Here is a 21,951-nt window from a genome sequence, read left to right as displayed (position 1 = left end):
TCTCACCGCAGCTTCAGGGTCGACAGACCGAACAGCACCAGCATGATGGTGATGATCCAGAAGCGGACCACCACCTGCGTTTCCTTCCAGCCACCCAGTTCGTAGTGGTGATGCAGCGGCGCCATGCGGAAGATCCGCTTGCCGCCGGTGGCCTTGAAATAGATCACCTGGATCATCACCGACAGGGTTTCGGCCACGAACAGACCGCCCATGATGAAGAGCACGATTTCCTGGCGCACGACCACTGCCACGGTGCCCAGCGCGGCGCCAAGCGCCAGTGCGCCCACGTCGCCCATGAACACTTCGGCCGGATAGGCGTTGAACCACAGAAAACCCAGGCCCGCGCCGGCCAGCGCACCACAGAAGACCGCCAGTTCACCGGCACCGGCGATGTACGGGACGCCCAGGTATTTTGCGAAGCCCGCGTGGCCTGCCACATAGGCGAAGATCGCCAGCGCCGAGGCCACCATGACAGTGGGCATGATCGCCAGACCATCGAGTCCGTCGGTGAGGTTGACCGCGTGGCTCGAGCCCGTGATCACGAAGTAGGACAGAATGACGAAGCCGCCCACGCCCAGCGGGTACACCACACCCTTGAAGAAGGGCACGATCAGTTCGGTCTGGGCCGGCGTGTCGGCGGTCAGCCCCAGCACCAGGGCCGCCACGATGGCGATCACCGAGGTCCACATATACTTCCAGCGGCTGGCCAAGCCTTTCGGGTCGCGATGGACGACCTTGCGCCAGTCATCGACCCAGCCCACCGCACCAAAGCCCAGGGTCACGAGGAGCGTGACCCATACATACAGATTGCGCAGGTCGCCCCACAGCAGCGTCGTGATGCCAATCGCAATAAGGATGAGCGCCCCGCCCATGGTGGGCGTACCCGCCTTGGTCAGATGCGACTTGGGGCCATCGTCACGCACCGCCTGGCCAATCTTCTTGGCAGCCAGCCAGCGGATGACGCCCGGGCCGAAAATGAACGAGATCGCCAGTGCGGTCAGTGCGGCCATCACCGTTCGCAGGGTGATGTAGCCGAACACGTTGAAGGTCCGGATGTCCTGGCCCAGCCAGAGCGCCAGCTCAAGCAACATGGCTTTGCTCCTTTTTGTTGTTGTCGTCAGCCACGATGGCGTCCACCACTCGCTCCATGCGCATGAAACGCGAGCCCTTCACCAGCACCACGGTGTCGGCATCCATGAGTTTCTCGAGCGCCTTGACGAGCGGCGCCACATCCGAAAAGTGGCTGCCACCCTCACCAAAGTTGTGCACCGCTGTCGCACTTGCACTGCCCAATCCCAGCAGGAAGTCGATACCGTGGCTCTTGGCGTAGCCGCCGACCTCGTCATGAAGCTGCGCAGAGGCTTCACCCAGCTCACCCATGTCACCGAGAACGAGCACCGTGCGCCCAGCCGTCGAGGCCAGCACATCGATACCCACCCGTACCGAGTCAGGGTTGGCGTTGTAGCTGTCGTCGAGCACCACCGCGCCCCCCTTGCCGGGCTTGCGCTGCAGCCGCCCCTTGGTGCCCGTATAGGCACTCAGCCCGGCAGCCACATCATCCAGCGATGCACCCGCAGAAAGGCACGCGGCCGCCGCGGCCGCGGCATTGCGCGCATTGTGAAGACCCGGCACGGGCAGTTCGAAACTGGCCTGCCCCTGGGGTGCGGTCAGGTCGATCTGCACGGAGAGCCGGTCGAGCTGACCGACCACGCGTACGTCGGCATCGTCGGCGTCCAGGCCGAAGGTGACGACCTTGCGCCCCTGGTTGATCCCCCGCCAGTAGTCGGCAAACGGGTCATCGGCGTTGATGATGGCCACGCCGGCATCCCCGAGACCCTGGTAGATACTGCCCTTTTCGACCGCCACGGCGTCGAGCCCGCCCATGCCTTCAAGATGCGCGCGCAGTGCGTTGTTCACCAGCGCAACGGTCGGCCGGGCCACGGCGGTCAGGTAGCCGATTTCACCCGGATGGTTCATGCCCATCTCGATCACCGCCGCCTTGTGCCCGGGTTTCAGGCGCAGCAGAGTCAGCGGCAGGCCGATGTCGTTGTTGAAATTGCCCGCGGTCGCCAGCACGGCGGTTTCAGGCACCTCGCCCTCGCGCTGCGCCTTGGCGCCGAGGATGGCCGCGCACATTTCCTTCACCGACGTTTTGCCGTTGCTGCCGGTCACGCCGATCAGGGGAATGTCGAACTGCAGACGCCACCATGCTGCCAGTGCCCCGAGACCCAAACGGGTATCGGCCACGACCAGCGCGGGCACCGGCAACGGCGCCTCAAGCACCGCCACGAAGCGCTCGTCGACCATCACGGCAGCGGCGCCCCCATCAATGGCGGCGCTGATGAATTCATGGCCGTCGAAGCGCTCACCGCGCAGCGCGACGAACAGGCAGCCGGGTGTCAGTGCCCGGGTATCGGTCTGAACCGCATCCACGCTCACGGGCGCGGAAAGCGTCGCCTGCATGGTCGCGGCGGCCAACTTGAGATCGATCATGCGGCACCGCCTTCCGGGCGCGACACCAGCGCGGCCCGGGCTTCGTCCACATCCGAGAACGGATGACGCACGCCGTTGATTTCCTGATACGTCTCATGCCCTTTACCGGCAAGCACGATGACGTCGTCCGGGTTGGCCGAGTGAATGGCAAAACGAATCGCCTGCGCACGGTCGATTTCGAGCACGGCATTCTGTCCGGCGCCCGCAGCCACTTGCTCCAGAATCGCGCTCGGGTCTTCCGTTCTGGGGTTGTCACTGGTGAGCCACGCCGTGTCACTCAGCCGAGAGGCCACCTCACCCATGATCGGGCGCTTCCCCTTGTCGCGATCGCCACCACAACCGACCACACAGATCAGTTTGCCGCGACGTGCCCGGGTGGTGTCCCGTGCCGCTTCGAGCACTTTCTCCAGTGCGTCGGGCGTATGCGCGTAATCGACCAGCACCAGGGGCTCGCCGACGCCGCCGACGATCTGCATGCGCCCCTCGGGCGGGGTCAGTGGCATGCACGCCTGCACGGCATCCTTGAGGGAGACGCCGCGCGCCAGCAGGGTCGCCATGACGGCGAGCAGGTTCGACACATTGAAAGGGGCCACCAGGCGCACGCTGACGGGCAGTTGCTCGCCCGCCCAGCACACGGTAAAGCGGATGCCGGACGCGGTACTGCGCACCTCTTCTGCGACCAGATGCTGCACCCCGGGGGCTGCCGCAGCATTGGTGGCCACCAGCGTGTAGCCAATGGTGGCCGTTCCGGCGTCGACCATACGACGGGCCAGCTCGACACCGAAAGCATCGTCCAGATTGATCACGGCATGACCGACCGCCATGCGGAACAGGTCCGCCTTGGCCTCGGCGTAGGTTTCCATGTCACCGTGGTAGTCGAGATGATCGCGGCTCAGGTTGGTGAAGATGGCCACATCGAAGCGCACACCATTGACGCGCCCCTGGTGCAGGCCAATGGATGACACCTCCATTGCCACCGCCTCGGCACCGGCATCACGCAGTGACGCCAACTCACGATGCACGGCAGGCGCGTCAGGCGTTGTGTGCATGCCGGCCTCAAGGCGGCCCGGGAAACCGCTCCCCAGCGTGCCGATGATGCCGCAGCGAACGCCGCAACTGGCCAGGGCCATCGCCAGCCACTGGCTCGTGGTGGTCTTTCCATTGGTCCCGGTAACACCGGCCACCCACAAGGTGGCACTGGGCCTGCCATAGATGCGATCCGCCAGATAACCGCCCAGTCGCTGGGCGCCGTCCGCGTCGATGATCGGCACCCCGGCATCGGCGGATGCGCCGGCGCCTCGTTCGGCCACGACGGCGCAGGCACCGGCCTCGACCGCAGCCGGGATGAAACGACGCCCATCCACGGTCAGCCCCGGATAGGCGAGGAACAGATCGCCGGACACGACACGACGGGAGTCGGCGGTGACCCCCGTCGGTTCGATACCAGCGTCTTTCAGTTCGGCAAGAAGGGTGTCGGCAACGGCTTCCGTCACATCTTCTCCTGCGTCTCGGTTTTACCGCCCTGGGCCACCTGCATGGGCGTGATCGGCGCATCCGGCGGAATCGACATGGCGCGCAGCGCGCCGGCCATGACCTTGGAGAAGACCGGGCCGGCCACTTGGCCACCGTAGTACTTCTTGTTGCGCGGCTCGTCGATCATCACCGCCACCACCAGACGAGGATCGCTGGCGGGCGCAAGCCCCACGAAAGAGGCAATGTACTTGTCGGTGTATTTGGCGCCCTCAAGCTTGTGGGCAGTCCCGGTTTTGCCGGCAACACGATAGCCCGGCACACGCGCCTGAGTGGCGGTGCCCCCCTCTTCGGTCACCATTTCCATCATGGCGCGCAGCTCCCGCACGGTCTGGGGCGAAAAGATGCGCTGGCCCGACAATTGCGGTGCTTCTGCGCGGGTCAGGGACACCGGCACCAGATCGCCATCACGCGCAAACGCCATGTAGGCATGCGCCAGCTGCATCAGGCTGACCGAGATGCCGTGACCATACGCCATGGTGGCCTGCTCGATCGGGCGCCAGTGTTCCGCCGGACGCAGCCGGCCACCCGCCTCGCCCGGGAAGCCGGTGCGCAGCGAGTTGCCGAAACCCAGGCTGTCGTAGAGCGACCACATTTCCTTTGGCTCGAAGTTCATCGCCATGCGGACGATGCCGATATTGGACGATTTCTGAATGACTTCCGCGACAGTCATGAGACCGTGTCTGTGCGTGTCGGAAATGGTGGCGTTGCCGATGGTGAGCCGACCTTCACCCGTGTCGATCACCGTATCGAACCGGACCTTGCCGCGCTCGATGGCCAGACCGGCGATGAACGGCTTGAGTACCGAACCCGGTTCAAACGTGTCGGTGAGCGCCCGATTGCGCAATTGCGCCCCGGTCAGCGAGCCGCGGTTGTTCGGGTTGTAGGTCGGCGCATTGACCATGGCCAGCACTTCGCCGGTGCGTGCATCGAGCACCACCACGCCGCCGGCCTTCGCGTTGTGGACGGAGATGGCCTCCTGCAACGCGGCATAGGCCAGGTACTGGATCTTGGCGTCGATGGACAGGGCGATGTCCTGCCCCTCCTGCGGCTTCTTGATGGAGCCGGCGTCTTCCACGATGCGCCCGCGACGGTCCTTGATCACCCTGCGCGAACCCGGCTTGCCCGACAGTTGTTCGTCGAACGCCAGCTCGGTGCCTTCCTGCCCCTTGTCATCCACGCCGGTAAAGCCCAGCACGTGGGACATCACCTCGGCACCCGGATAATAGCGGCGATATTCACGGTGCTCGTGAATCCCCGGCAGATTCAACGCCTCCACCTTTTCCGCGATGCCCGGCGGCACCTGACGCTTCAGGTACGAGAAATCGGTGTTGCGCGCAAGACGGCGATCCAGGTCGCGCACATCCATGTCGAGCAGTGAGGCCAGTTCGCGCACCTGAGCGGGCTTGAGCTCGGCATCGGACGGAATCGCCCAGATCGACTTCACCGGCGTGCTGGCGGCCAGCACCGTGCCGTGACGGTCCGTGATCTTGCCGCGCGTGGCGGGAATCTCGATCACCCGCGAGTAGCGCTGCTTGCCTTCGGCCTGCAGAAATTCGTTGTTCACGCCCTGCAGATAGCCGGCACGCGCCACCAGCGCGAACGATCCCGCCAACAGAGCCAGCAAAACGACACGGGGCCGCCAGACGGGCAGCCCTTTGTCGAGGAGCGGATTGTGGTTGAAGGTCACATTACGGCGCTTTTTCATGTTCCCCCCTCGATCACGAGGATCTGCTCGACCGGTGGCATCTGCATCTGCAATCGCTGCCGGGCAATTTTTTCGATTCGCACATGGGCAGCCCAAGTGCTCTGCTCCAGCTGCAGCTGCCCCCACTCCACTTCCAGCTGCTGCATGCGTGAGGTCTCCCGCTCCAGCGCCGTGTGCAACTTGCGCGACTGATGCTGAGACGCCACCACACCAAGGGCACTGAGCACCACCAGCGTGACCAGCAGGGCATCGATCCTGACCATCACGCAGCCTCCGTCCGCTCGGCGACCCGCAGCACGGCGCTGCGCGAGCGCGGGTTTGCACTCACTTCGGCCTCACCCGGCTTTGTCGCCTTGCCCACCAGCTTGAGCCGAGGCTTCGGGCGATCCGCCTCGCGAATCGGCAAACCCTTGGGAATCGGCGGCGGGTTCGACTCGTCACGCATGAAGCGCTTGACGATGCGATCTTCCAGCGAATGGAAGCTGATCACCGCCAGCCGCCCACCCGCGCTCAGTCGTGCCACACACTGCGGCAAGACTAGCGACAGCTCTTCAAGCTCCGCGTTGATGAAAATCCGTAGAGCCTGGAAGGTGCGCGTCGCCGGGTGCTGCCCCGGCTCGCGCGTGCGGACCGCTTTCTCCACGAGAGCGGCAAGTTGTCCAGTGGTTGACACAGCTCCCCCTGCCCGAGCAGCAACAACCGCCTTTGCAATCGCATGAGCAAACCGTTCTTCCCCATAGTCCCTGATCACCTCGGTGATTTGGCCAACCTCGGCTGAGGCCAGCCATTGCGCCACGGTTTGCCCGCGGCTTGTATCCATGCGCATATCCAGCGGAGCATCGAATCGAAAGCTCATGCCGCGCGCGGCTTCGTCCAGCTGGGGCGATGAAACCCCCAGATCAAGCAACACCCCATCCACCCGCGACACACCCATGGCATCGAGCGAATCGGCCATATCGCTGAACGGTGCATGCACCATTGAAAAACGTGAGTCATTGATCGCGGCGCCCGCCTCCACGGCACGCGGATCGCGATCGAAAGCGATCAGGCGCCCCTGGGCTCCCAGACGCGAGAGCACCAGCCGGCTGTGCCCACCGCGACCGAAGGTCCCATCCACGTAGCACCCGTCCGGCCGGATGGCGAGCGCATTGACGGCTTCGTTGAGCAGGACGGTGATGTGCTCGGCGCTCACAGCGACAGATCCTCGAGCCCCGGGGCCATGAGGTCCTCGGTGGTGAGCTCTTCCCACTCCTGCTGCTGTTGCTGCCAGCGCTCGTCTGACCACAGCTCGAAATGAGAGCCCTGCCCGACCAGCCACACGGCCTTGTCGAGATCGGCCCACTTTCTCAGCTCCGGTGCGATCAACACGCGACCGGAGCCATCCAGACTCTCGTCCCGCGCGTTACCCACGAAGAGCCGCTTGAGCGCCGCGGATCGCTTGTCGAGACTGGGGCCGGAAAGGATCTTGTCCCGAATGGGTTGCCATGCCTGCGCGGGGTAGATCAGCAGGCAGTGCTGGGGATGGGCGGTGACCACCACCTCACCATGGTCCTGGGCCAGCGCGCCACGATGCCGCGCAGGAATCGACAAGCGACCCTTCGCATCGAGACTGAGCGCTGCTGCGCCTTGGAACATTGAACCCCCTGAGACGGACCGGGAGAGTGTGTTTGGTGCACTCTCTCCCACATTTGTGCACTTGAGCCCACTTTAGAGCAAAGGTCACAGGGGGTCAAGCCATTCCAGATGGGCTTTTGCCAATGGACACAACCACTTATGTGTCATTCTTCACGTGCACAAAGTGCGGTTTTTCCCGAGTCAAATCAATGACAACGGGAAACTTCATGAGAAATCATGTGAACTGGCCGTTCGTCGGGCGACGAGGCCGAAGATCGAAGTGGGACGAAATGGCGAGTGCGCTTTCGCCAGCGGCTGGATTCAGCCAGAAAAGGGGTTGATCGAACAGAATGTCGCGATCGAGAACGCCGGTTTCCCCCGAAAGGGGGAGAAAGTGGGAAGCCCGCCGATAAGCCGGGTTCTGTCGAACGCCCTTGCGGGCGCCGGGCAGTCATTCCTCTCGGCGACATGTTGCCATGCCGCTCATGCAGCCTACCCGGGAGCGACGCGAGCCACGTCATTGCTCCCCTATTTGGCCTTGCCCCGGATGGGGTTTACCGTGCCGTCCGTGTTGCCACGTCCGCGGTGAGCTCTTACCTCACCCTTTCACCCTTACCCGACACCTGTGGTCGTCGGCGGTATCCTTTCTGTTGCCGGGTGACTCATGCCCGGGTTGCCCCACCGCATGCGGTACAGATCACATCAGTCACCGGGTCAGCCCTTCGGCCAACACTTTCCATCGCTTTAGCTGTTTCCAGCGTATGGCGCCCGGCCGTTAGCCGGCATCCTGCTCTACGGGGCCCGGACTTTCCTCGATACGCACACGGCGTGTCGCGACTGCCTGGCGAACTTCCCGCCGCGGATTATAGCGGGTTGACCACCCGCGGGCGCCAACCATGAATATCCGGTGCCTTGCGCGCACCCAGCGGTCGGAACTGGGTCACGTCCTTGTAGTAGTCGATCGCCTGATTATCGGGAACGACGCCGGGAATGCCGAGCAGAGGCAGCGGCGCAAAATCTCGCGGACTCAGCGTATGGTCGGCATGCTTGAAATAGTGCGCCAGCCACTGGTCGACCAGCGCCACCTGGTCACTCACCGACGACTGGATGACCGCTTCGGGCACAGCCAGATAGATCACCTTGGCGCACAGGCCCGGAAACGGCTGACGCAGTGCATCGTAGCTGGCGTGACCGAACAGGATGAAGCGCGTGCGCGACACCAGTTCGCCGCGTGAGCGCCAGAACACCTCGGACCAGGCGTGATGCGCCAACCCGTCCAGCAACTGCCCGGCAGCGCCCAGCACCACCATGCCGCATTCGTCGAATTGCGTCAGCGCATCGCGGACTCGCCCCCGTTCGGACGCACCGTTGGCCCGCAATCGGGCGATCTCCGCCACGTGGCGCGCGTTGAGTGCCGCCTTGGTTCGCGGAAAGGCACACCACACAAGCGCATTGAAGTAGTCGTGCCAGTTATCGGGGCGCGTCGCAACGACCCCTTCGTCGAAGACGGCCGTCTCGTAGGCGGCCCCCTCCTCTATCGGCGCCGCAAACCTGACAGGCTGTCCACGGACATTGGTCGGACGACCGCCACGAGGGGCCTCAATACGGTTGATGGCGTCCAGCGAAGGCAGGGTCTGACCGCTTTGGCCCAGCCAGTGGGCGAGCGGCTCGAACAGAACACGACCGGCCAACAGATCAGGCCGGTCGTGGGTCGCAACGTCGGTCATTGCCCGGGCGTGGTCGCCGGATCGAATTGCATTTCGCCGTCGCGCATGACAAAGGTGCCCACGAGCGCGCCGGGCGGCGACGCCGGCGGATCATTCCAGTCCTGAACCATGCACTTGTCGGTACTGGCCAGATACCAGCGCGGCCCCTGATTGAGCGCCCACAGACGATAGCCCGCCTCATACACATCCATGGCAGGACCAGTGGGATTTCCAGGCCAGATCGCAACACGCCGCTGGCAGTCGGGCAGTCGCGAGACCACAACGGCCTGATCAATCTCGTCAGACCAGAAGAATCGCTGCTCGCGCACGAGGATGAGCGCGTGATCCTTGCCATCGACCATATAGGCTGTCCCCGAGTTCTCACATCCGGTGAGCAGCGTTGCCAGCAAGGGAAGCATCAGCAAGGATCGGCGAATCGGTTTCATGCTTGGGCTTGTCTTCAGTCGAGCGTCCAGGCGATCTGGCCACCCGCGCGCAGGGGTACCAGAGGATCGCCCTCAAGGTAGTCAATGGCCTCAGGCACGGTCCACTCGGCGCGACGCAGCGTGATCGAATCCTGATTGCGCGGCAAGTGATAGAAGTCCGCCCCGAAGTGACTGGCGAAGCCCTCAAGCTTGTCCAGCGCACCGGCAGCTTCGAAAGCCTCGGCATACAACTCGATGCCCGCATGGGCCGAATAACACCCTGCACAGCCGCAGGCCGTCTCTTTCGCCCCCCTGGCATGCGGCGCCGAATCGGTACCCAGGAAATACTTCGGGCTACCCGAAATGGCCGCGGCCACCAGCGCCTCGCGGTGGATTTCGCGCTTGAGCACAGGCAGGCAGTAATGATGCGGATTCAGCCCGCCGGCAAATATCGCGTTGCGGTTCAGCAACAAATGCTGCGGCGTGATCGTGGCGGCGATGTTGGCTGGCGCCTCGGCTACGAACTGCGCCGCCTCACGGGTCGTGATGTGTTCGAAGACAATGCGCAGCGCCGGATATTCCGTTGCCAGATTCGCCAGCACACGATCGATAAAGACGCGCTCGCGATCAAAGATATCAATGTCACCATGGGTCACCTCTCCGTGAACACACAACACCATGCCCAGCTTTTCCATCCGTTCGAGCACCGGGCGCACCTTGTCGATCGAGGTCACGCCATGGTCCGAATTGGTGGTTGCCCCGGCCGGGTAGAGCTTCACCGCATGCACGATGCCGCTCTCGCGGGCCCGGTCGATTTCGTCGGGGGCCGTGTTGTCTGTCAGATACAACGTCATCAGCGGATCGAACTTGAGGCCCTCTGGCACCGCCGCGAGAATGCGCTCGCGGTAGGCCTGCGCATCGGCGGTCGTCACCACCGGCGGCTTCAGGTTGGGCATGATGATCGCGCGGCCGAAACGACGCGCGGTGGCCGGCACGACGGCGGCCATGGCGGCGCCATCGCGCACATGCAGGTGCCAGTCGTCGGGGCGGGTGATGGTAAGCGTTTGCATGAAAGAACCTCGGGGATGACTGGGCCGGATTATATCGGCCCGGACGCAATCAATCTTCTGCGGACTTCAACTCGAGGGCCCGCTGATAGAGCGCATTCTTGGACGCACCGGTGATGTCGGCCGCGAGACGGGCGGCACGCTTGAGCGGCATTTCGTCCAGCAACAGACCGAGCACCCGCTCCGCCTCCGCCGACAAACCGGTCTCGGGAGGGGCCCCGGTGACGATCAGCACGAACTCGCCACGCACCCGGTTGGTGTCCTGCGCAAACCAGTCGGCAGCATCGGCCAGCGGCATACGCACGATCTGCTCAAAGCGCTTGGTCAGCTCGCGCGCGACGATCAACGCCCGCTCCGGCCCGAACACCGCAAGCAAGTCCGCCACCGTATCGAGCACCCGATGAGGCGCCTCATAGAAGACCAGCGCGTCGGCCTCGCCAACCAGCGCCGCAAGCCGGGTCTTGCGAGCGCCTGATTTGGGTGGCAGGAAACCGACAAAGTGAAACCCGCCCTGTTCCAGCCCGGCCACCGAGACGGCCGCGGCGACCGCGCTGGCACCGGGAATCGGCACCACCGGGTGCCCCGCCTCGCGCACACGCGCCACCAGCCGCGCGCCCGGATCGGAAATGCCCGGCGTGCCGGCGTCGGAGACGAAGGCCACCTGCTCCCCTACCGTCAACCGGTCGATAATCTGGGTGGCCGCCTTCTGTTCGTTGTGTTCATGCGCCGCCATCAGCCTGGCGCCAATGCCATGCGCCGTGAGCAGTTGCTGGGTATGGCGCGTGTCCTCGGCCGCCACCACGTCCACCTGACGCAGTACATCGAGTGCGCGCAGGGTGATGTCCTGCAGGTTCCCCATCGGCGTGGCGACCACATACAATGACGGCGTCGTATTCAGGGAGCGGGATATGTCGGGCATGCGCAACTTCTTGGGCGGACTCAAGGCTCGCATTGTCGGCCGCGAGGCACCCACAGGGCAAGCCGACGGCAAGGCGGCCGAAGCGCGTGCGGCCCGTTACCTGGCCGAAGCCGGACTCAAGGTCATGGACCGCAACTACGCGGTGCGCGGGGGCGAACTCGACCTGATCTGCACCGACCGGGGCACCACGGTGTTCGTGGAGGTACGCATGCGCCAACGCGCAGACTACGGCGGTGCCGCCGCCAGCATCACACCGGCCAAACGGCGGCGCATCGTGCTCGCCGCACAGCACTGGTTACTGGCGAACCCGCGACACGCCAAAACCCCCTGCCGATTCGATGTCGTCCTGCTCAACGCAGCAGACGATGCCGCACCGGTCTGGCTGCAGAATGCCTTTGACGCTGAAGGCAGAATGTAACGAAGCACTTCGCCGGACATAGTCGTTCAGAGCCCACATGCTAGAATCGGCGCTCGATTTTTCGCCCCCGGATACGCCGCTGCATGGACCTGAACGCCCGGATTTCAGACCAGTTTGAACAGAGCATCGCGACCAAGCGTGCCGCCGCCGAACTCATGGTGGCGCCCATCGCCCAGGCAGTCGACCTGATGACCGGCAGCCTCATGAATGGCGGCAAGATTCTCGCCTGCGGCAACGGCGGTTCTGCGGCAGACGCACAGCACTTCGCGGCCGAGCTGGTCAACCGGTTCGAGATGGAACGTCCGCCGCTCGCGTCGATTGCGCTGACCACCGACACGTCAACACTCACCTCGATCGCCAACGACTACGCCTACGACCAGGTCTTTGCCAAACAGGTTGCGGCACTCGGGCATCCGGGCGACATCCTGCTGGCCATTTCCACCAGCGGTAACTCGCCCAACGTGATCGAAGCCATCCATGTGGCCCACGAACGGGAAATGCACGTGGTTGCGCTCACCGGCAAAGGCGGCGGCCAGATGATCGAACTGCTCGGCCCGGATGATGTCCATCTGTGCGTCCCGGCCGAGCGTACGGCACGCATTCAGGAAGTTCACCTGCTGGTGCTGCACTGCCTGTGCGACGGTATCGATAGCCTTCTACTTGGAGTTGAATGATGAATAAAGGTCTGCGCAGCACCGTGCTCGCACTCGCCCTGGCCGCTGCGGCCGTTCCACTGCTGCAGGGGTGCTTCCCCGTGGTGGCCGGCGGTGTTGGCGCCGGTGCCATGATGGCCGCCGATCGCCGCACTTCCGGCGCCTATGTGGAAGACGAAGGCATCGAGTGGAAAGCCAGCGCCGCGGTGAAAGAAAAACTGGGCGATCTGGTGCACTTGAACATCACGTCCTACAACCGCAACGTCCTCATCACCGGCGAAGTGCCGAACGAGACGGTCAAGACCCAATTGCCGGGCATCGTGGCCAGCGTGCCGAACGTACGCGGTATCACCAATGACGCTCAGGTTGCAGGCCATAGCTCCCTCACCTCGCGCAGCAACGACGCGCTGATCACGTCCAAGATCAAGGCGCGCATGATCGACTCGGAGGCTGTGCAGGCCAATCTCATCAAGGTGGTCACCGAAGCCGGTACCGTCTATCTGATGGGTCTGGTGACCCGCAATGAAGCGGATGCCGCCACGCTGGTGGCACGCACCACCAGCGGCGTGAAGAAAGTGGTTCGCGTGTTCGAGTACATCGACGCCAACGAGGCGCGCCGGCTGGATCTGCTCAAGCGCGACCAGTAAGCCATTGCGCTTCAACGAAAAAGCCGCCCACCGGGCGGCTTTTTCATGCCCGACAAAACCCCTTCAGGCAAGCGCGTCAAGCAGCTTCTGGTGAATACCGCCAAACCCGCCGTTGCTCATGACCAGCACATGGTCACCCGGACGGGCTTCGGCCACGATGGCGCTCACCAGGGCGTCCAGATCGGTGCGGACATCGAGCTTGGCCCCGAGCGGGTTCAACGCGCCTGCCACGTCCCAATCCACCCCGCCGGCGTAACAGAACACGGCGTCAGCCGCCATGAGGCTGTCCGGCAGCTGCGCCTTCATCACACCCAGCTTCATGGTATTGGACCGCGGTTCGAGCACCGCCAGAATCCGGCCGTCGTGCTCGCGCTTACGCAACCCATCGATGGTCAGCGCAATAGCGGTTGGGTGGTGGGCGAAGTCGTCATAAACCGTCACACCACCGACCGTGCCACGCACTTCCAGCCGACGCTTGACGCCCTTGAAGCGGGACAGGGCCTCGACCGACATGGCCGCCGGCACCCCCGCGTGACGGGCTGCGGCAATGGCGGCAAGCGCGTTGTGCAGATTGTGCTCGCCCGCCATGGGCATCATCACGGAACCGACGGACGCGCCATCGAATGCAAAGTGCCCGGTGCCATCGGCATCGAGCGTGGCCGTCCAGCCACCGTCGCCGGCGAAGCGCTCCAGCTCGGACCAGCATCCCCGCTCAAGCACCCTGTCCAGCGCCGGCGCATTGGCATTGGCGATGACGCGCCCCTGCCCGGGCATGATGCGCACCAGATGATGGAACTGGGTCTCGATGGCCGCCAGATCGACAAAGATATCGGCGTGATCGAACTCCAGGTTGTTCAGAATCGCCGTGCGCGGGCGGTAGTGCACGAACTTGGAGCGCTTGTCGCAGAAGGCCGTGTCGTATTCATCGGCCTCGATCACGAAGAACGGGGAGTCGGTCAGCCGCGCCGAGACACCAAAATTGCCGGTCACGCCACCGATCAGGAAGCCGGGATTGAGGCCACCATCCTCGAGCAGCCACGCCAGCATGGAACTGGTGGTCGTCTTGCCATGCGTGCCGGCCACCCCCAGAACCCATTTGCCCTGCAGCACATGCTCGGCAAGCCACTGCGGCCCGGAGACATAGGGCAGACCGGCATTCAGAATCGCCTCGAGCAGCGGATTCCCGCGGGAGATGGCATTGCCGACGACAAACACGTCGGGGGCGATATCCAGTTGCTCCACCCCATAGCCCTGGGTCAGCTCGATCCCTTCGGATTCAAGCTGAGTGCTCATGGGCGGATAGACGTTGGCATCGCACCCGGTCACCGTGTGTCCAGCGGCCCGAGCGAGCACCGCAAGCCCCCCCATGAAGGTGCCGCAAATGCCCAGAATGTGAATATGCATGCTTGCTCCAGCGCTGCGCGCACCCGAACTCCGAAATCCGGATGGCCGTGTAGAATGGCCCGGATTCTAACGGCGATAGGGGACAAGCGCATGCCAAACCGTGCTCATGGGTTCCGATCCAGCCATCTTCGACAGGAAGTCGCCGCCGCCGCCGCCCGCATGATGGCTGAGGATGGCATCAGCGATTACGGCTTCGCCAAACGCAAGGCCGCCAAGCAACTGGGCGCGGTCGATGCCGACTCGCTCCCCACCAATGCCGAGATCGAAGCGGCACTGCGCGAATATCAATCCATCTATCAGGATGAAGAGCACGAAGAGCGCCTGTATGCCATGCGCTGTGCCGCCGCCGATGTTCTCGAACTGCTCAACCCGTTCCGCGCCTACCTGACCGGCCCCGTGCTCGACGGCACCGCAGGCCGCTACGCCGAGGTGGACATCGAAGTGTTCGCCGACAGCGCCAAGGACGTGGAGATCTTCTTCCTCAACCAGGACATCCGCTACGAGCACCGCGAGCCACGCAAACTCACGCATGACACACCGGAGGCCATCCTGGTGTTCGAGTGGGATGACTTTCCCGTGCGTCTCACGCTGTTCGAATCGCGCCAGGAACGGCGTAGCCACGTGGAACGCGCCCGCCTCGACGCGGTCGAGAAACTGATCGACGACAGCCTGCCGACCCCATGAAGTCTCTGCCCAAACCCCTGCTTTACGTGCTCGTGGCGATCGTTGCTGCTGCTGCCGGTTACTGGACCAGCCGTGGCGGTGGCGGTGTGTACCTCATGCCTCGTCTGGATTCCAAAGCCGCCGCTGAAGGCGACACCAATGCCGTGGCGCCCGAAGCCGGTCTTCAGGTACATGCGCTGCGTCTGCCCGACGCCAACGGCCAGTTTCACGACCTGAAAACACTCAAGGGCAAGATCGCGGTGGTAAACTTCTGGGCGACCTGGTGTCCGCCCTGCCGGCGGGAAATCCCGGAGTTTGTCGAGACTTATGAGCAGTTCAAGGACCAGAACGTCGCGTTCGTCGGCCTGAGCCTGGACATGCCCGACAAGGTCGCCGATTTTCGCGATGAATACCGGGTGAATTATCCCCTGCTGATCGCACCGCCGGAAATCCTCCAGCTGGCGGCCAGACTGGGCAATCCCTCCCAGGCATTGCCGTTCACTGTCATCCTCGATGGCGAAGGCATGATTCGCGAGATCAGGCTCGGCACCTTGAGCAAAGCGGAACTTGAGGGCAAAATTCGGGCGCTGATGCTCTGAAACGAGCTCCGAAAACAGCAACCCGGCTGGACAAAATGTAGCGATCTACGGCAAACTTGCAGTCATGACGCCGAAAAAACGCACGAAAAAGTCACAAAGCGACGCCCAAAGCGAAGCGCAAAGTGCGCCCGACAACAGCACCCTCATCCTGGTGCTGCACGGCCCCAACCTCAATCTGCTCGGCACCCGCGAGCCCGAGGTTTACGGTCGCACGACGCTCAATGACATCCACGAAGCCATGCTCAACCGCTGCCAGGTGGCGAGCGTGCGGCTCGAATCCTTCCAGAGCAATCACGAAGGCGAGCTTGTGGACCGCATTCAGGCCGCGGCGTCCGAAGGCGTGGATTTCATCATCATCAATCCGGCAGCCTATACACACACCAGCGTCGCCATGCGTGACGCGCTGGCGGCGGTCGCCATTCCCTACGTGGAGGTTCACCTGTCGAACGTCCACGCCCGGGAGGCGTTCCGCCACCATTCCTATTTTTCCGACCAAGCCGTGGGTGTGATCTGCGGGCTGGGTGCCGATGGCTACCTGGCTGCGCTCGATTTCGCCCTCAACCGGCTGACTCAAGATTAAGTCTCGCGCGGCGCCCCAAGGGCCCGTGCCGTATGGAGAACTTCATGGATCTGCGCAAGCTGAAGAAATTGATCGACCTGGTTCAGGAATCCGGCATTTCCGAACTCGAAGTCACCGAAGGTGAAGAGAAGGTTCGCATTGCCAAGACCCTGGCCCCGGCGGCCTACGCAGCGGCCCCGGCAGTCACGCACGTGGCCGCCGCCCCCGTGGCAGCGCCAGCAGTCGTGGCTGAAGCACCGGCTGAAGATGCCCTGCCCGCAGGGCACGTGGTCACCTCTCCGATGGTGGGTACCTTCTACCGCGCCTCAGCCCCGGGTCAGGACCCGTTCGTCGAGATCGGCACCAGCGTCTCCGAAGGTCAGGCCCTGTGCATCATCGAAGCCATGAAGCTCATGAACGAGATCGATTCGGAAGTCTCCGGCACCGTGAAGGCCATCCTGGTCGAGAACGGTCAGCCAGTCGAGTACGGTCAGCCGCTGATGGTGGTTGGCTGATCGGGCGCATCGCCCATCCAGCCCCTGAAACGACCATCGGATAAAACGGCATATGTTCGACAAGATCCTCATAGCCAACCGCGGCGAGATTGCACTTCGTGTGCTGCGCGCCTGCCGCGAGTTGGGCATTCGTACCGTGGCGGTCCATTCGGTCGCCGACACTGAAGCCAAGTACGTCAAGCTGGCGGACGAGTCGGTGTGTATCGGGCCCGCCCCCTCCGGCCAGAGCTACCTCAACGTGCCGGCCATCATTTCGGCTGCGGAGGTCACCGATGCCGAGGCGATTCACCCCGGCTACGGTTTCCTGTCCGAAAACGCCGACTTTGCCGAACGGGTGGAAGAGTCCGGCTTCGTTTTCATCGGCCCGCGCCCGGACACCATTCGCCTGATGGGCGACAAGGTCTGCGCCAAGGACGCCATGCTTGAAGCCGGCGTGCCTTGCGTGCCCGGCTCTGAAGGCGCCCTGCCCGACGACCCCAAGGAAATCGTCAAGATTGCCCGCAGCGTGGGCTACCCGGTGATCATCAAGGCCGCAGGTGGCGGTGGCGGCCGCGGCATGCGTGTGGTGCATACGGAAGCGGCGCTCATCAACGCGGTCACCACGACACGCAGCGAAGCCGGAGCCGCCTTTGGCAACCCGGTGGTCTACATGGAAAAGTATCTGGAGAACCCGCGTCACGTGGAGATCCAGGTGCTGGCTGACGAACACGGCAACGCGGTTCATCTGGGCGAGCGGGACTGCTCCATGCAGCGACGCCACCAGAAGGTGATCGAGGAAGCCCCGGCACCCGGCATCGACCGCAAGCTGATTGCCAAGATTGGCGAGCGCTGCGCCGAAGCCTGCCGCACCATCGGCTACCGCGGCGCGGGCACCTTCGAATTCCTGTACGAAAACGGTGAGTTCTACTTCATCGAGATGAACACCCGCGTTCAGGTGGAACACCCGGTGACCGAACTGGTCACGGGCATCGACATCGTTCAGGCGCAGATCCGCATCGCGGCGGGCGAGAAACTCTGGTTCAAGCAGAAGGACATCGAGATCAAGGGCCACGCGGTCGAATGCCGCCTGAACGCCGAAGATGCCTACAAGTTCACCCCCAGCCCCGGACGCATCACCAACTGGCACATGCCCGGCGGCCCGGGCGTTCGCGTCGACTCCCACGCCTACGCCGGCTACATGGTGCCCCCGCACTATGACTCCATGATCGGCAAGCTGATCACCTACGGCGACACCCGTGACCAGGCCATGCGCCGCATGCAGATCGCCTTGTCCGAAGCCGTAGTCGAAGGCATCAAGACCAACATCCCGCTGCATAACGACCTGGTTCGCGACCCGCGCTTCCTCGAGGGCGGCACCAGCATCCATTATCTGGAGCGTCGCCTGGCGGATCGCTCCCAGACCGAAAAGGGCTGACCATCATGTGGCTGTCGGTGGCCCTTCAGGCGGATGCAGAGCGCGCCGAAGCGCTATCCGATGCCCTCATGAACCACGGCGCCGTGTCGGTGAGCATCGAAGATGCCGACGCCGGCACCGAGGCCGAAAAGCCCCAGTTCGGCGAACCCGGCATGGAGCCCGCCAGTCTGTGGGATCACAGCCGGGTCATCGCCCTGTTCGAATCCGACTGCGATCTGACCTCGACCCTGTCACTGGCCGCCGGTGAAGCGGGCCTCGAGCAGGTGCCGGCCTTTACCGTCGAAGAGATCGAAGACCAGAACTGGGTGCAACTGACCCAGTCGCAGTTCGACCCGATCCGGATTACCGACCGGCTGTGGATCGTCCCCTCATGGCACGAAGCCCCGAATTCGGACGCCATCAATATCGAACTCGACCCGGGCATGGCCTTCGGCACCGGCTCGCACCCGACCACCCATCTTTGCCTCGAATGGCTTGAGCAGACGGTCACACCCGGCTGCAGCGTGATGGACTATGGCTGTGGTTCCGGCATTCTGGCCATTGCCGCAGCGCGCCTCGGCGCGGGCTCGGTCAAAGGCGTCGATATCGACGAGAAGGCGGTCGACGCGGCGCGTGACAATGCCGCACGCAATGGCGTCAATATTGAAGCCGCCCTGTCGACGCAAGCGGTTGAAGGGCAATATGATCTGGTCGTGGCCAATATCCTGACCAATCCGCTTCGTGTACTCGCGCCCGCCCTGTGTACCCTCGTGGCCCCGGGGGGACGCATTGCCTTGTCCGGCATCCTGGATAGCCAGACCGATCAGGTGATCGAAGCCTACGCCCCCTGGATCTCCCTGCATGTCGGCAAGTTGCGGGAGGGTTGGGCGCGACTGGAAGGCGTACGCGCATGATGCGCACCCGCTGCCCCGCATGCCAGACGGTGTTTCGCATTACGTCGGAGCAGTTGCGCGTACGACAGGGCCGCGTTCGATGCGGTCAATGCCGCCATGTCTTCAACGCCCTCGACACGCTCGAGACCGAAACGCCGCCCCCGGCGACTGCGACTACCGACCCCGCAGACAGCCCTGCGACATCAGCGGTGACGGGGGCTGCCGCGACCAGTGTGTTCATTCTGGAAGAGCGCACGCCCATGGATGGCGGCTTCACAGCGCCGCCCATGTCAAACGAAGAGGCCACTGGCTTCGGGTTCAGCGCACCCGCTTCGGCTGAACAGAATATGACAACGCCACCCGAGCCGGAACCCGAGCCGGAACCCGAGCCGGAACCCGAGCCGGAACCCGAGCCGGAACCCGAGCCGGAACCCGAGCCGGAACCCGAGCCGGAACCCGAGCCGGAACCCGAGCCGGAACCCGAGCCGGAACCCGAGCCGGAACCCGAGCCGGAACCCGAGCCGGAACCCGAGCCGGAACCCGAGCCGGAACCCGAGCCGGAACCCGAGCCGGAACCCGAGCCGGAACCCGAGCCGGAACCCGAGCCGGAACCCGAGCCGGAACCCGAGCCGGAACCCGAGCCGGAACCCGAGCCGGAACCCGAGCCGGAACCCGAGCCGGAACCCGAGCCGGAACCCGAGCCGGAACCCGAGCCGGAACCCGAGCCGGAACCCGAGCCGGAACCCGAGCCGGAACCCGAGGCAGAACCCGAGGCAGAACCCGAGGCAGAACCCGAGGCAGAACCCGAGGCAGAACCCGAGGCAGAACCCGAGGCAGAACCCGAGGCAGAAATGCCCGCGGACGCGACGTCGACCTGGTTTGATCCAGACACACCACTCGACTCCGCGCTTGAAGTAGACCTCGAGTCGGATGCCAGCTTCGCCGCCAGCGCTGGCGACGCTTTCGAACCCGACACGGGCGACTACGCCGCGATTGATCTCGACCTTGAGTCAGAAGAAGAATCCGGCGCGCTGGCGGCGATTGACTCTTTGCCAGAGGCCGAAGACACGTTTGAGCTGGATGCTCAGCTCGAAGACGAGCCTGATGAGCAGGCAGAGGACTCTAGTTCCGATGGTTACGCCATGGCGAACGAGGCCGTGCCCACCGAAGAAACCGCGCCTCCGCCTCCAGTGCCAAGCGAGGGTGGCTTCACTGCACCATCGCTGGACGCCTTTGAGGCCTCCATGACGGACCCCGAATCACTGCGCGAGTTTGAGCAGGGGGAGCCGGATAGCACACGAACGGAGGAAGAAGCAGGCTCGCCCGCAACAGCAGAGGCCGACCTGGACGCCTTGCTGGCACCGGACGAGCATCTGGAAGCGAAGGTCAGCGAGCAGCGCGCCGAACGTGCGGCTCAGGAGACTGTCGTCGAGGAAGACGCATCCGACGCGTATGCCGACTTCGTGCTCGACATTGACGACCCTGAATCGGCCGAATCGACGCTCGACGAAGCGTCACCCACCGAGGCCAGCGCAGCTCCGGTTGAAGGCTCAAGCGACCAGGAAGAACACATCGATGAAGAACCACGGGCCGACGATGCCGAAGCCGAGGCGCCGGCATCGTCGGAAGACGTGTTCACCATCATGGATGTCGAGAGCAAGCAACCGCCCACCGACACGGAATCGGCCAACCGGCAGGACGAGACCGCCGGTGCCGACGAACCGGAAACAGAGCCCGCACCCGAAGAAAAGGCACTCGACTCGCTTCCCGATCGGCGCGAAGGCACGCCGTGGTTCTCGGGTATGCTTGCCGGCGTGTTGATTGCAGTCCTTGCGGCGCAGATTGCCATCTACTATCGAAAGCAGCTCATCGAGGCCGCACCTCAGCTCCAGCCCTTCTTCGAAACGCTGTGCGCGAGCGTGGGATGCAGCATGGCCCTGCCCCGCGACCCCAAGCAGATCAGCATCGAGGCCTCCGATCTGAACCGTTTGCCCGAACGTGAAGGCGTTTTCCTGCTGACGGCCACGCTGACCAACCGCAACCGGGAAGCCCAGGCGTTCCCCCATCTGGAGCTGACCCTCACCGACGCCCGAGACCAACCGGTGGTACGCAAGGTGCTCACGCCGGAAGAGTGGCTCGGCAAGGCGCCGGATGGCACCGGGTTTGCGGGCGGCGCGACCGAAGTAGTCGAAGTGGAATTCTCGGCCGACAACGTCAATGCGGCCGGGTATCGGCTCTACGCCTTCTACCCTTAACACGGGTGACATGTGGCCGCGTGAGACTCGCGCCTTTACCGCCAACATAACCTCTGCGAGACACCACCCAGATGACAGCCCCCATGCTGCCCCCGGACAATCCCCCGCCCGGCGAAAGCCCCTACAAGGGCAAGACAGGCCTCAAACGCATCTGGAACGCTTTCAAGTACTCGCTTGATGGCCTCAAGGCTGCATTCAAGCACGAAGACGCCTTCCGGCAGGAATGCCTGCTTGCCATCGTGCTGATTCCAATCGCGCTGTTTCTCTCGGTCCCAGGCCCGAGCAAGGCCATGCTCATCGCCTCGGTGCTGCTGGTGCTGATCGTGGAGTTGATGAACTCCGCCGTAGAAGCCGTGGTCGATCGCGTCTCGCTCGAACGGCACCGTCTGGCCAAACGCGCCAAGGATATCGGCAGTGCCGCCGTTCTGATCACGCTGATCAATCTGGCCACCGTCTGGGGCTTCGTGCTCTTGGCTTGAAGCCCGAAAAA

The 21,951-nt window shown here is 63.9% G+C and carries 23 protein-coding genes and 1 other RNA gene; 11 read left to right on the top strand and 13 right to left on the bottom strand.

Annotation, left to right across the window (positions count from 1 at the left end; all coding sequences use genetic code 11):
• Positions 1–2: 2 nt before the first annotated feature.
• The 12 genes from mraY to rsmI all read right to left on the bottom strand — a co-directional run bounded on the left by mraY (position 3) and on the right by rsmI (position 11,462).
• Positions 3–1,091 (bottom strand): phospho-N-acetylmuramoyl-pentapeptide-transferase, encoded by a 1,089-nt coding sequence (mraY, locus tag J0W34_RS05635; protein WP_230971003.1) that lies wholly within the window; start codon positions 1,089–1,091, stop codon positions 3–5.
• Positions 1,081–2,493 (bottom strand): UDP-N-acetylmuramoyl-tripeptide--D-alanyl-D-alanine ligase, encoded by a 1,413-nt coding sequence (locus tag J0W34_RS05630; RefSeq protein ID WP_407941143.1) that lies wholly within the window; start codon positions 2,491–2,493, stop codon positions 1,081–1,083. Before J0W34_RS05630 ends, mraY begins: the two co-directional genes overlap by 11 nt.
• Complete coding sequence (locus J0W34_RS05625) at positions 2,490–3,986, bottom strand: UDP-N-acetylmuramoyl-L-alanyl-D-glutamate--2,6-diaminopimelate ligase (protein WP_230971002.1); 1,497 nt, start codon at positions 3,984–3,986, stop codon at positions 2,490–2,492. Before J0W34_RS05625 ends, J0W34_RS05630 begins: the two co-directional genes overlap by 4 nt.
• The gene (locus J0W34_RS05620; RefSeq protein WP_227817782.1) at positions 3,983–5,731 is read right to left on the bottom strand and encodes a peptidoglycan D,D-transpeptidase FtsI family protein; all 1,749 of its coding nucleotides are present in this window, start codon (positions 5,729–5,731) and stop codon (positions 3,983–3,985) included. Before J0W34_RS05620 ends, J0W34_RS05625 begins: the two co-directional genes overlap by 4 nt.
• Complete coding sequence (ftsL, locus tag J0W34_RS05615; RefSeq protein ID WP_227817781.1) at positions 5,728–5,994, bottom strand: cell division protein FtsL; 267 nt, start codon at positions 5,992–5,994, stop codon at positions 5,728–5,730. The genes J0W34_RS05620 and ftsL overlap by 4 nt, the downstream gene beginning before the upstream one ends.
• Positions 5,994–6,923 (bottom strand): 16S rRNA (cytosine(1402)-N(4))-methyltransferase RsmH, encoded by a 930-nt coding sequence (rsmH, locus tag J0W34_RS05610; protein WP_227817780.1) that lies wholly within the window; start codon positions 6,921–6,923, stop codon positions 5,994–5,996. Before rsmH ends, ftsL begins: the two co-directional genes overlap by 1 nt.
• On the bottom strand, positions 6,920–7,366 hold the full coding sequence (gene mraZ, locus J0W34_RS05605; RefSeq protein WP_227817779.1) for a division/cell wall cluster transcriptional repressor MraZ: 447 nt from the start codon (positions 7,364–7,366) through the stop codon (positions 6,920–6,922). Before mraZ ends, rsmH begins: the two co-directional genes overlap by 4 nt.
• A 373-nt stretch (positions 7,367–7,739) precedes the next feature.
• Positions 7,740–8,198: RNase P RNA component class A (rnpB, locus tag J0W34_RS05600), an RNA gene on the bottom strand.
• Positions 8,199–8,208: 10 nt separating this feature from the next.
• Positions 8,209–9,072: a DUF3025 domain-containing protein gene (locus tag J0W34_RS05595; RefSeq protein WP_230971001.1), complete on the bottom strand. Its 864-nt coding sequence runs from the start codon at positions 9,070–9,072 to the stop codon at positions 8,209–8,211.
• Positions 9,069–9,497 carry a hypothetical protein gene (locus J0W34_RS05590; protein WP_230971000.1) on the bottom strand — a complete coding sequence of 143 codons (429 nt, stop codon included), beginning with the start codon at positions 9,495–9,497 and terminating at the stop codon, positions 9,069–9,071. Before J0W34_RS05590 ends, J0W34_RS05595 begins: the two co-directional genes overlap by 4 nt.
• 14 nt (positions 9,498–9,511) lie before the next feature.
• A complete protein-coding gene (gene pyrC / locus J0W34_RS05585; protein ID WP_230970999.1) occupies positions 9,512–10,546 on the bottom strand; it encodes a dihydroorotase in 1,035 nt (344 codons plus the stop codon).
• A 49-nt stretch (positions 10,547–10,595) separates the two neighbouring features.
• The gene (gene rsmI, locus J0W34_RS05580) at positions 10,596–11,462 is read right to left on the bottom strand and encodes a 16S rRNA (cytidine(1402)-2'-O)-methyltransferase (RefSeq protein ID WP_230970998.1); all 867 of its coding nucleotides are present in this window, start codon (positions 11,460–11,462) and stop codon (positions 10,596–10,598) included.
• On the opposite strand from rsmI, the gene J0W34_RS05575 reads away from it, so the two are divergent.
• The 3 genes from J0W34_RS05575 (at position 11,461) to J0W34_RS05565 (ending at position 13,180) form a co-directional block, all read left to right on the top strand.
• Positions 11,461–11,880, top strand: a complete 420-nt coding sequence (locus J0W34_RS05575) for a YraN family protein (protein WP_230970997.1) — start codon at positions 11,461–11,463, stop codon at positions 11,878–11,880. The genes rsmI and J0W34_RS05575 overlap by 2 nt on opposite strands.
• Before the next feature lie 83 nt (positions 11,881–11,963).
• Positions 11,964–12,554: a phosphoheptose isomerase gene (locus tag J0W34_RS05570; protein WP_227817773.1), complete on the top strand. Its 591-nt coding sequence runs from the start codon at positions 11,964–11,966 to the stop codon at positions 12,552–12,554.
• Positions 12,551–13,180 carry a BON domain-containing protein gene (locus tag J0W34_RS05565; RefSeq protein ID WP_407941141.1) on the top strand — a complete coding sequence of 210 codons (630 nt, stop codon included), beginning with the start codon at positions 12,551–12,553 and terminating at the stop codon, positions 13,178–13,180. Before J0W34_RS05570 ends, J0W34_RS05565 begins: the two co-directional genes overlap by 4 nt.
• 63 nt (positions 13,181–13,243) lie before the next feature.
• Here J0W34_RS05565 and mpl read toward each other — a convergent pair whose 3' ends face one another.
• Positions 13,244–14,584 carry a UDP-N-acetylmuramate:L-alanyl-gamma-D-glutamyl-meso-diaminopimelate ligase gene (mpl, locus tag J0W34_RS05560; RefSeq protein ID WP_230970996.1) on the bottom strand — a complete coding sequence of 447 codons (1,341 nt, stop codon included), beginning with the start codon at positions 14,582–14,584 and terminating at the stop codon, positions 13,244–13,246.
• A 90-nt stretch (positions 14,585–14,674) separates the two neighbouring features.
• Here mpl and J0W34_RS05555 point away from each other — a divergent pair, with 90 nt between their 5' ends.
• From J0W34_RS05555 to J0W34_RS05520, 8 genes are all read left to right on the top strand, one after another.
• Positions 14,675–15,268 carry a hypothetical protein gene (locus tag J0W34_RS05555; RefSeq protein WP_227817771.1) on the top strand — a complete coding sequence of 198 codons (594 nt, stop codon included), beginning with the start codon at positions 14,675–14,677 and terminating at the stop codon, positions 15,266–15,268.
• Positions 15,265–15,846 (top strand): TlpA disulfide reductase family protein, encoded by a 582-nt coding sequence (locus J0W34_RS05550; protein ID WP_230970995.1) that lies wholly within the window; start codon positions 15,265–15,267, stop codon positions 15,844–15,846. The genes J0W34_RS05555 and J0W34_RS05550 overlap by 4 nt, the downstream gene beginning before the upstream one ends.
• 64 nt (positions 15,847–15,910) lie before the next feature.
• Positions 15,911–16,426 (top strand): type II 3-dehydroquinate dehydratase, encoded by a 516-nt coding sequence (gene aroQ, locus J0W34_RS05545; RefSeq protein ID WP_230970994.1) that lies wholly within the window; start codon positions 15,911–15,913, stop codon positions 16,424–16,426.
• A 44-nt stretch (positions 16,427–16,470) separates the two neighbouring features.
• Positions 16,471–16,920, top strand: coding sequence for an acetyl-CoA carboxylase biotin carboxyl carrier protein (gene accB, locus J0W34_RS05540; RefSeq protein ID WP_230970993.1), 450 nt, complete (start codon positions 16,471–16,473; stop codon positions 16,918–16,920).
• A 52-nt stretch (positions 16,921–16,972) separates the two neighbouring features.
• On the top strand, positions 16,973–18,334 hold the full coding sequence (gene accC / locus J0W34_RS05535) for an acetyl-CoA carboxylase biotin carboxylase subunit (RefSeq protein ID WP_227817767.1): 1,362 nt from the start codon (positions 16,973–16,975) through the stop codon (positions 18,332–18,334).
• Positions 18,335–18,339: 5 nt separating this feature from the next.
• Positions 18,340–19,227 (top strand): 50S ribosomal protein L11 methyltransferase, encoded by an 888-nt coding sequence (gene prmA / locus J0W34_RS05530; RefSeq protein WP_230970992.1) that lies wholly within the window; start codon positions 18,340–18,342, stop codon positions 19,225–19,227.
• Complete coding sequence (locus J0W34_RS05525) at positions 19,224–21,461, top strand: DUF3426 domain-containing protein (protein WP_230970991.1); 2,238 nt, start codon at positions 19,224–19,226, stop codon at positions 21,459–21,461. Before prmA ends, J0W34_RS05525 begins: the two co-directional genes overlap by 4 nt.
• A gap of 83 nt (positions 21,462–21,544) precedes the next feature.
• On the top strand, positions 21,545–21,940 hold the full coding sequence (locus tag J0W34_RS05520) for a diacylglycerol kinase (protein ID WP_230970990.1): 396 nt from the start codon (positions 21,545–21,547) through the stop codon (positions 21,938–21,940).
• The last annotated feature ends 11 nt before the right edge of the window (positions 21,941–21,951 follow it).

This window comes from Nitrogeniibacter aestuarii, from assembly GCF_017309585.1.
Classification (GTDB): domain Bacteria; phylum Pseudomonadota; class Gammaproteobacteria; order Burkholderiales; family Rhodocyclaceae; genus Nitrogeniibacter; species Nitrogeniibacter aestuarii.
The sequence above is the reverse complement of the archived record's forward strand: the minus strand, read 5'-3'. Positions and strand labels throughout refer to the sequence as shown.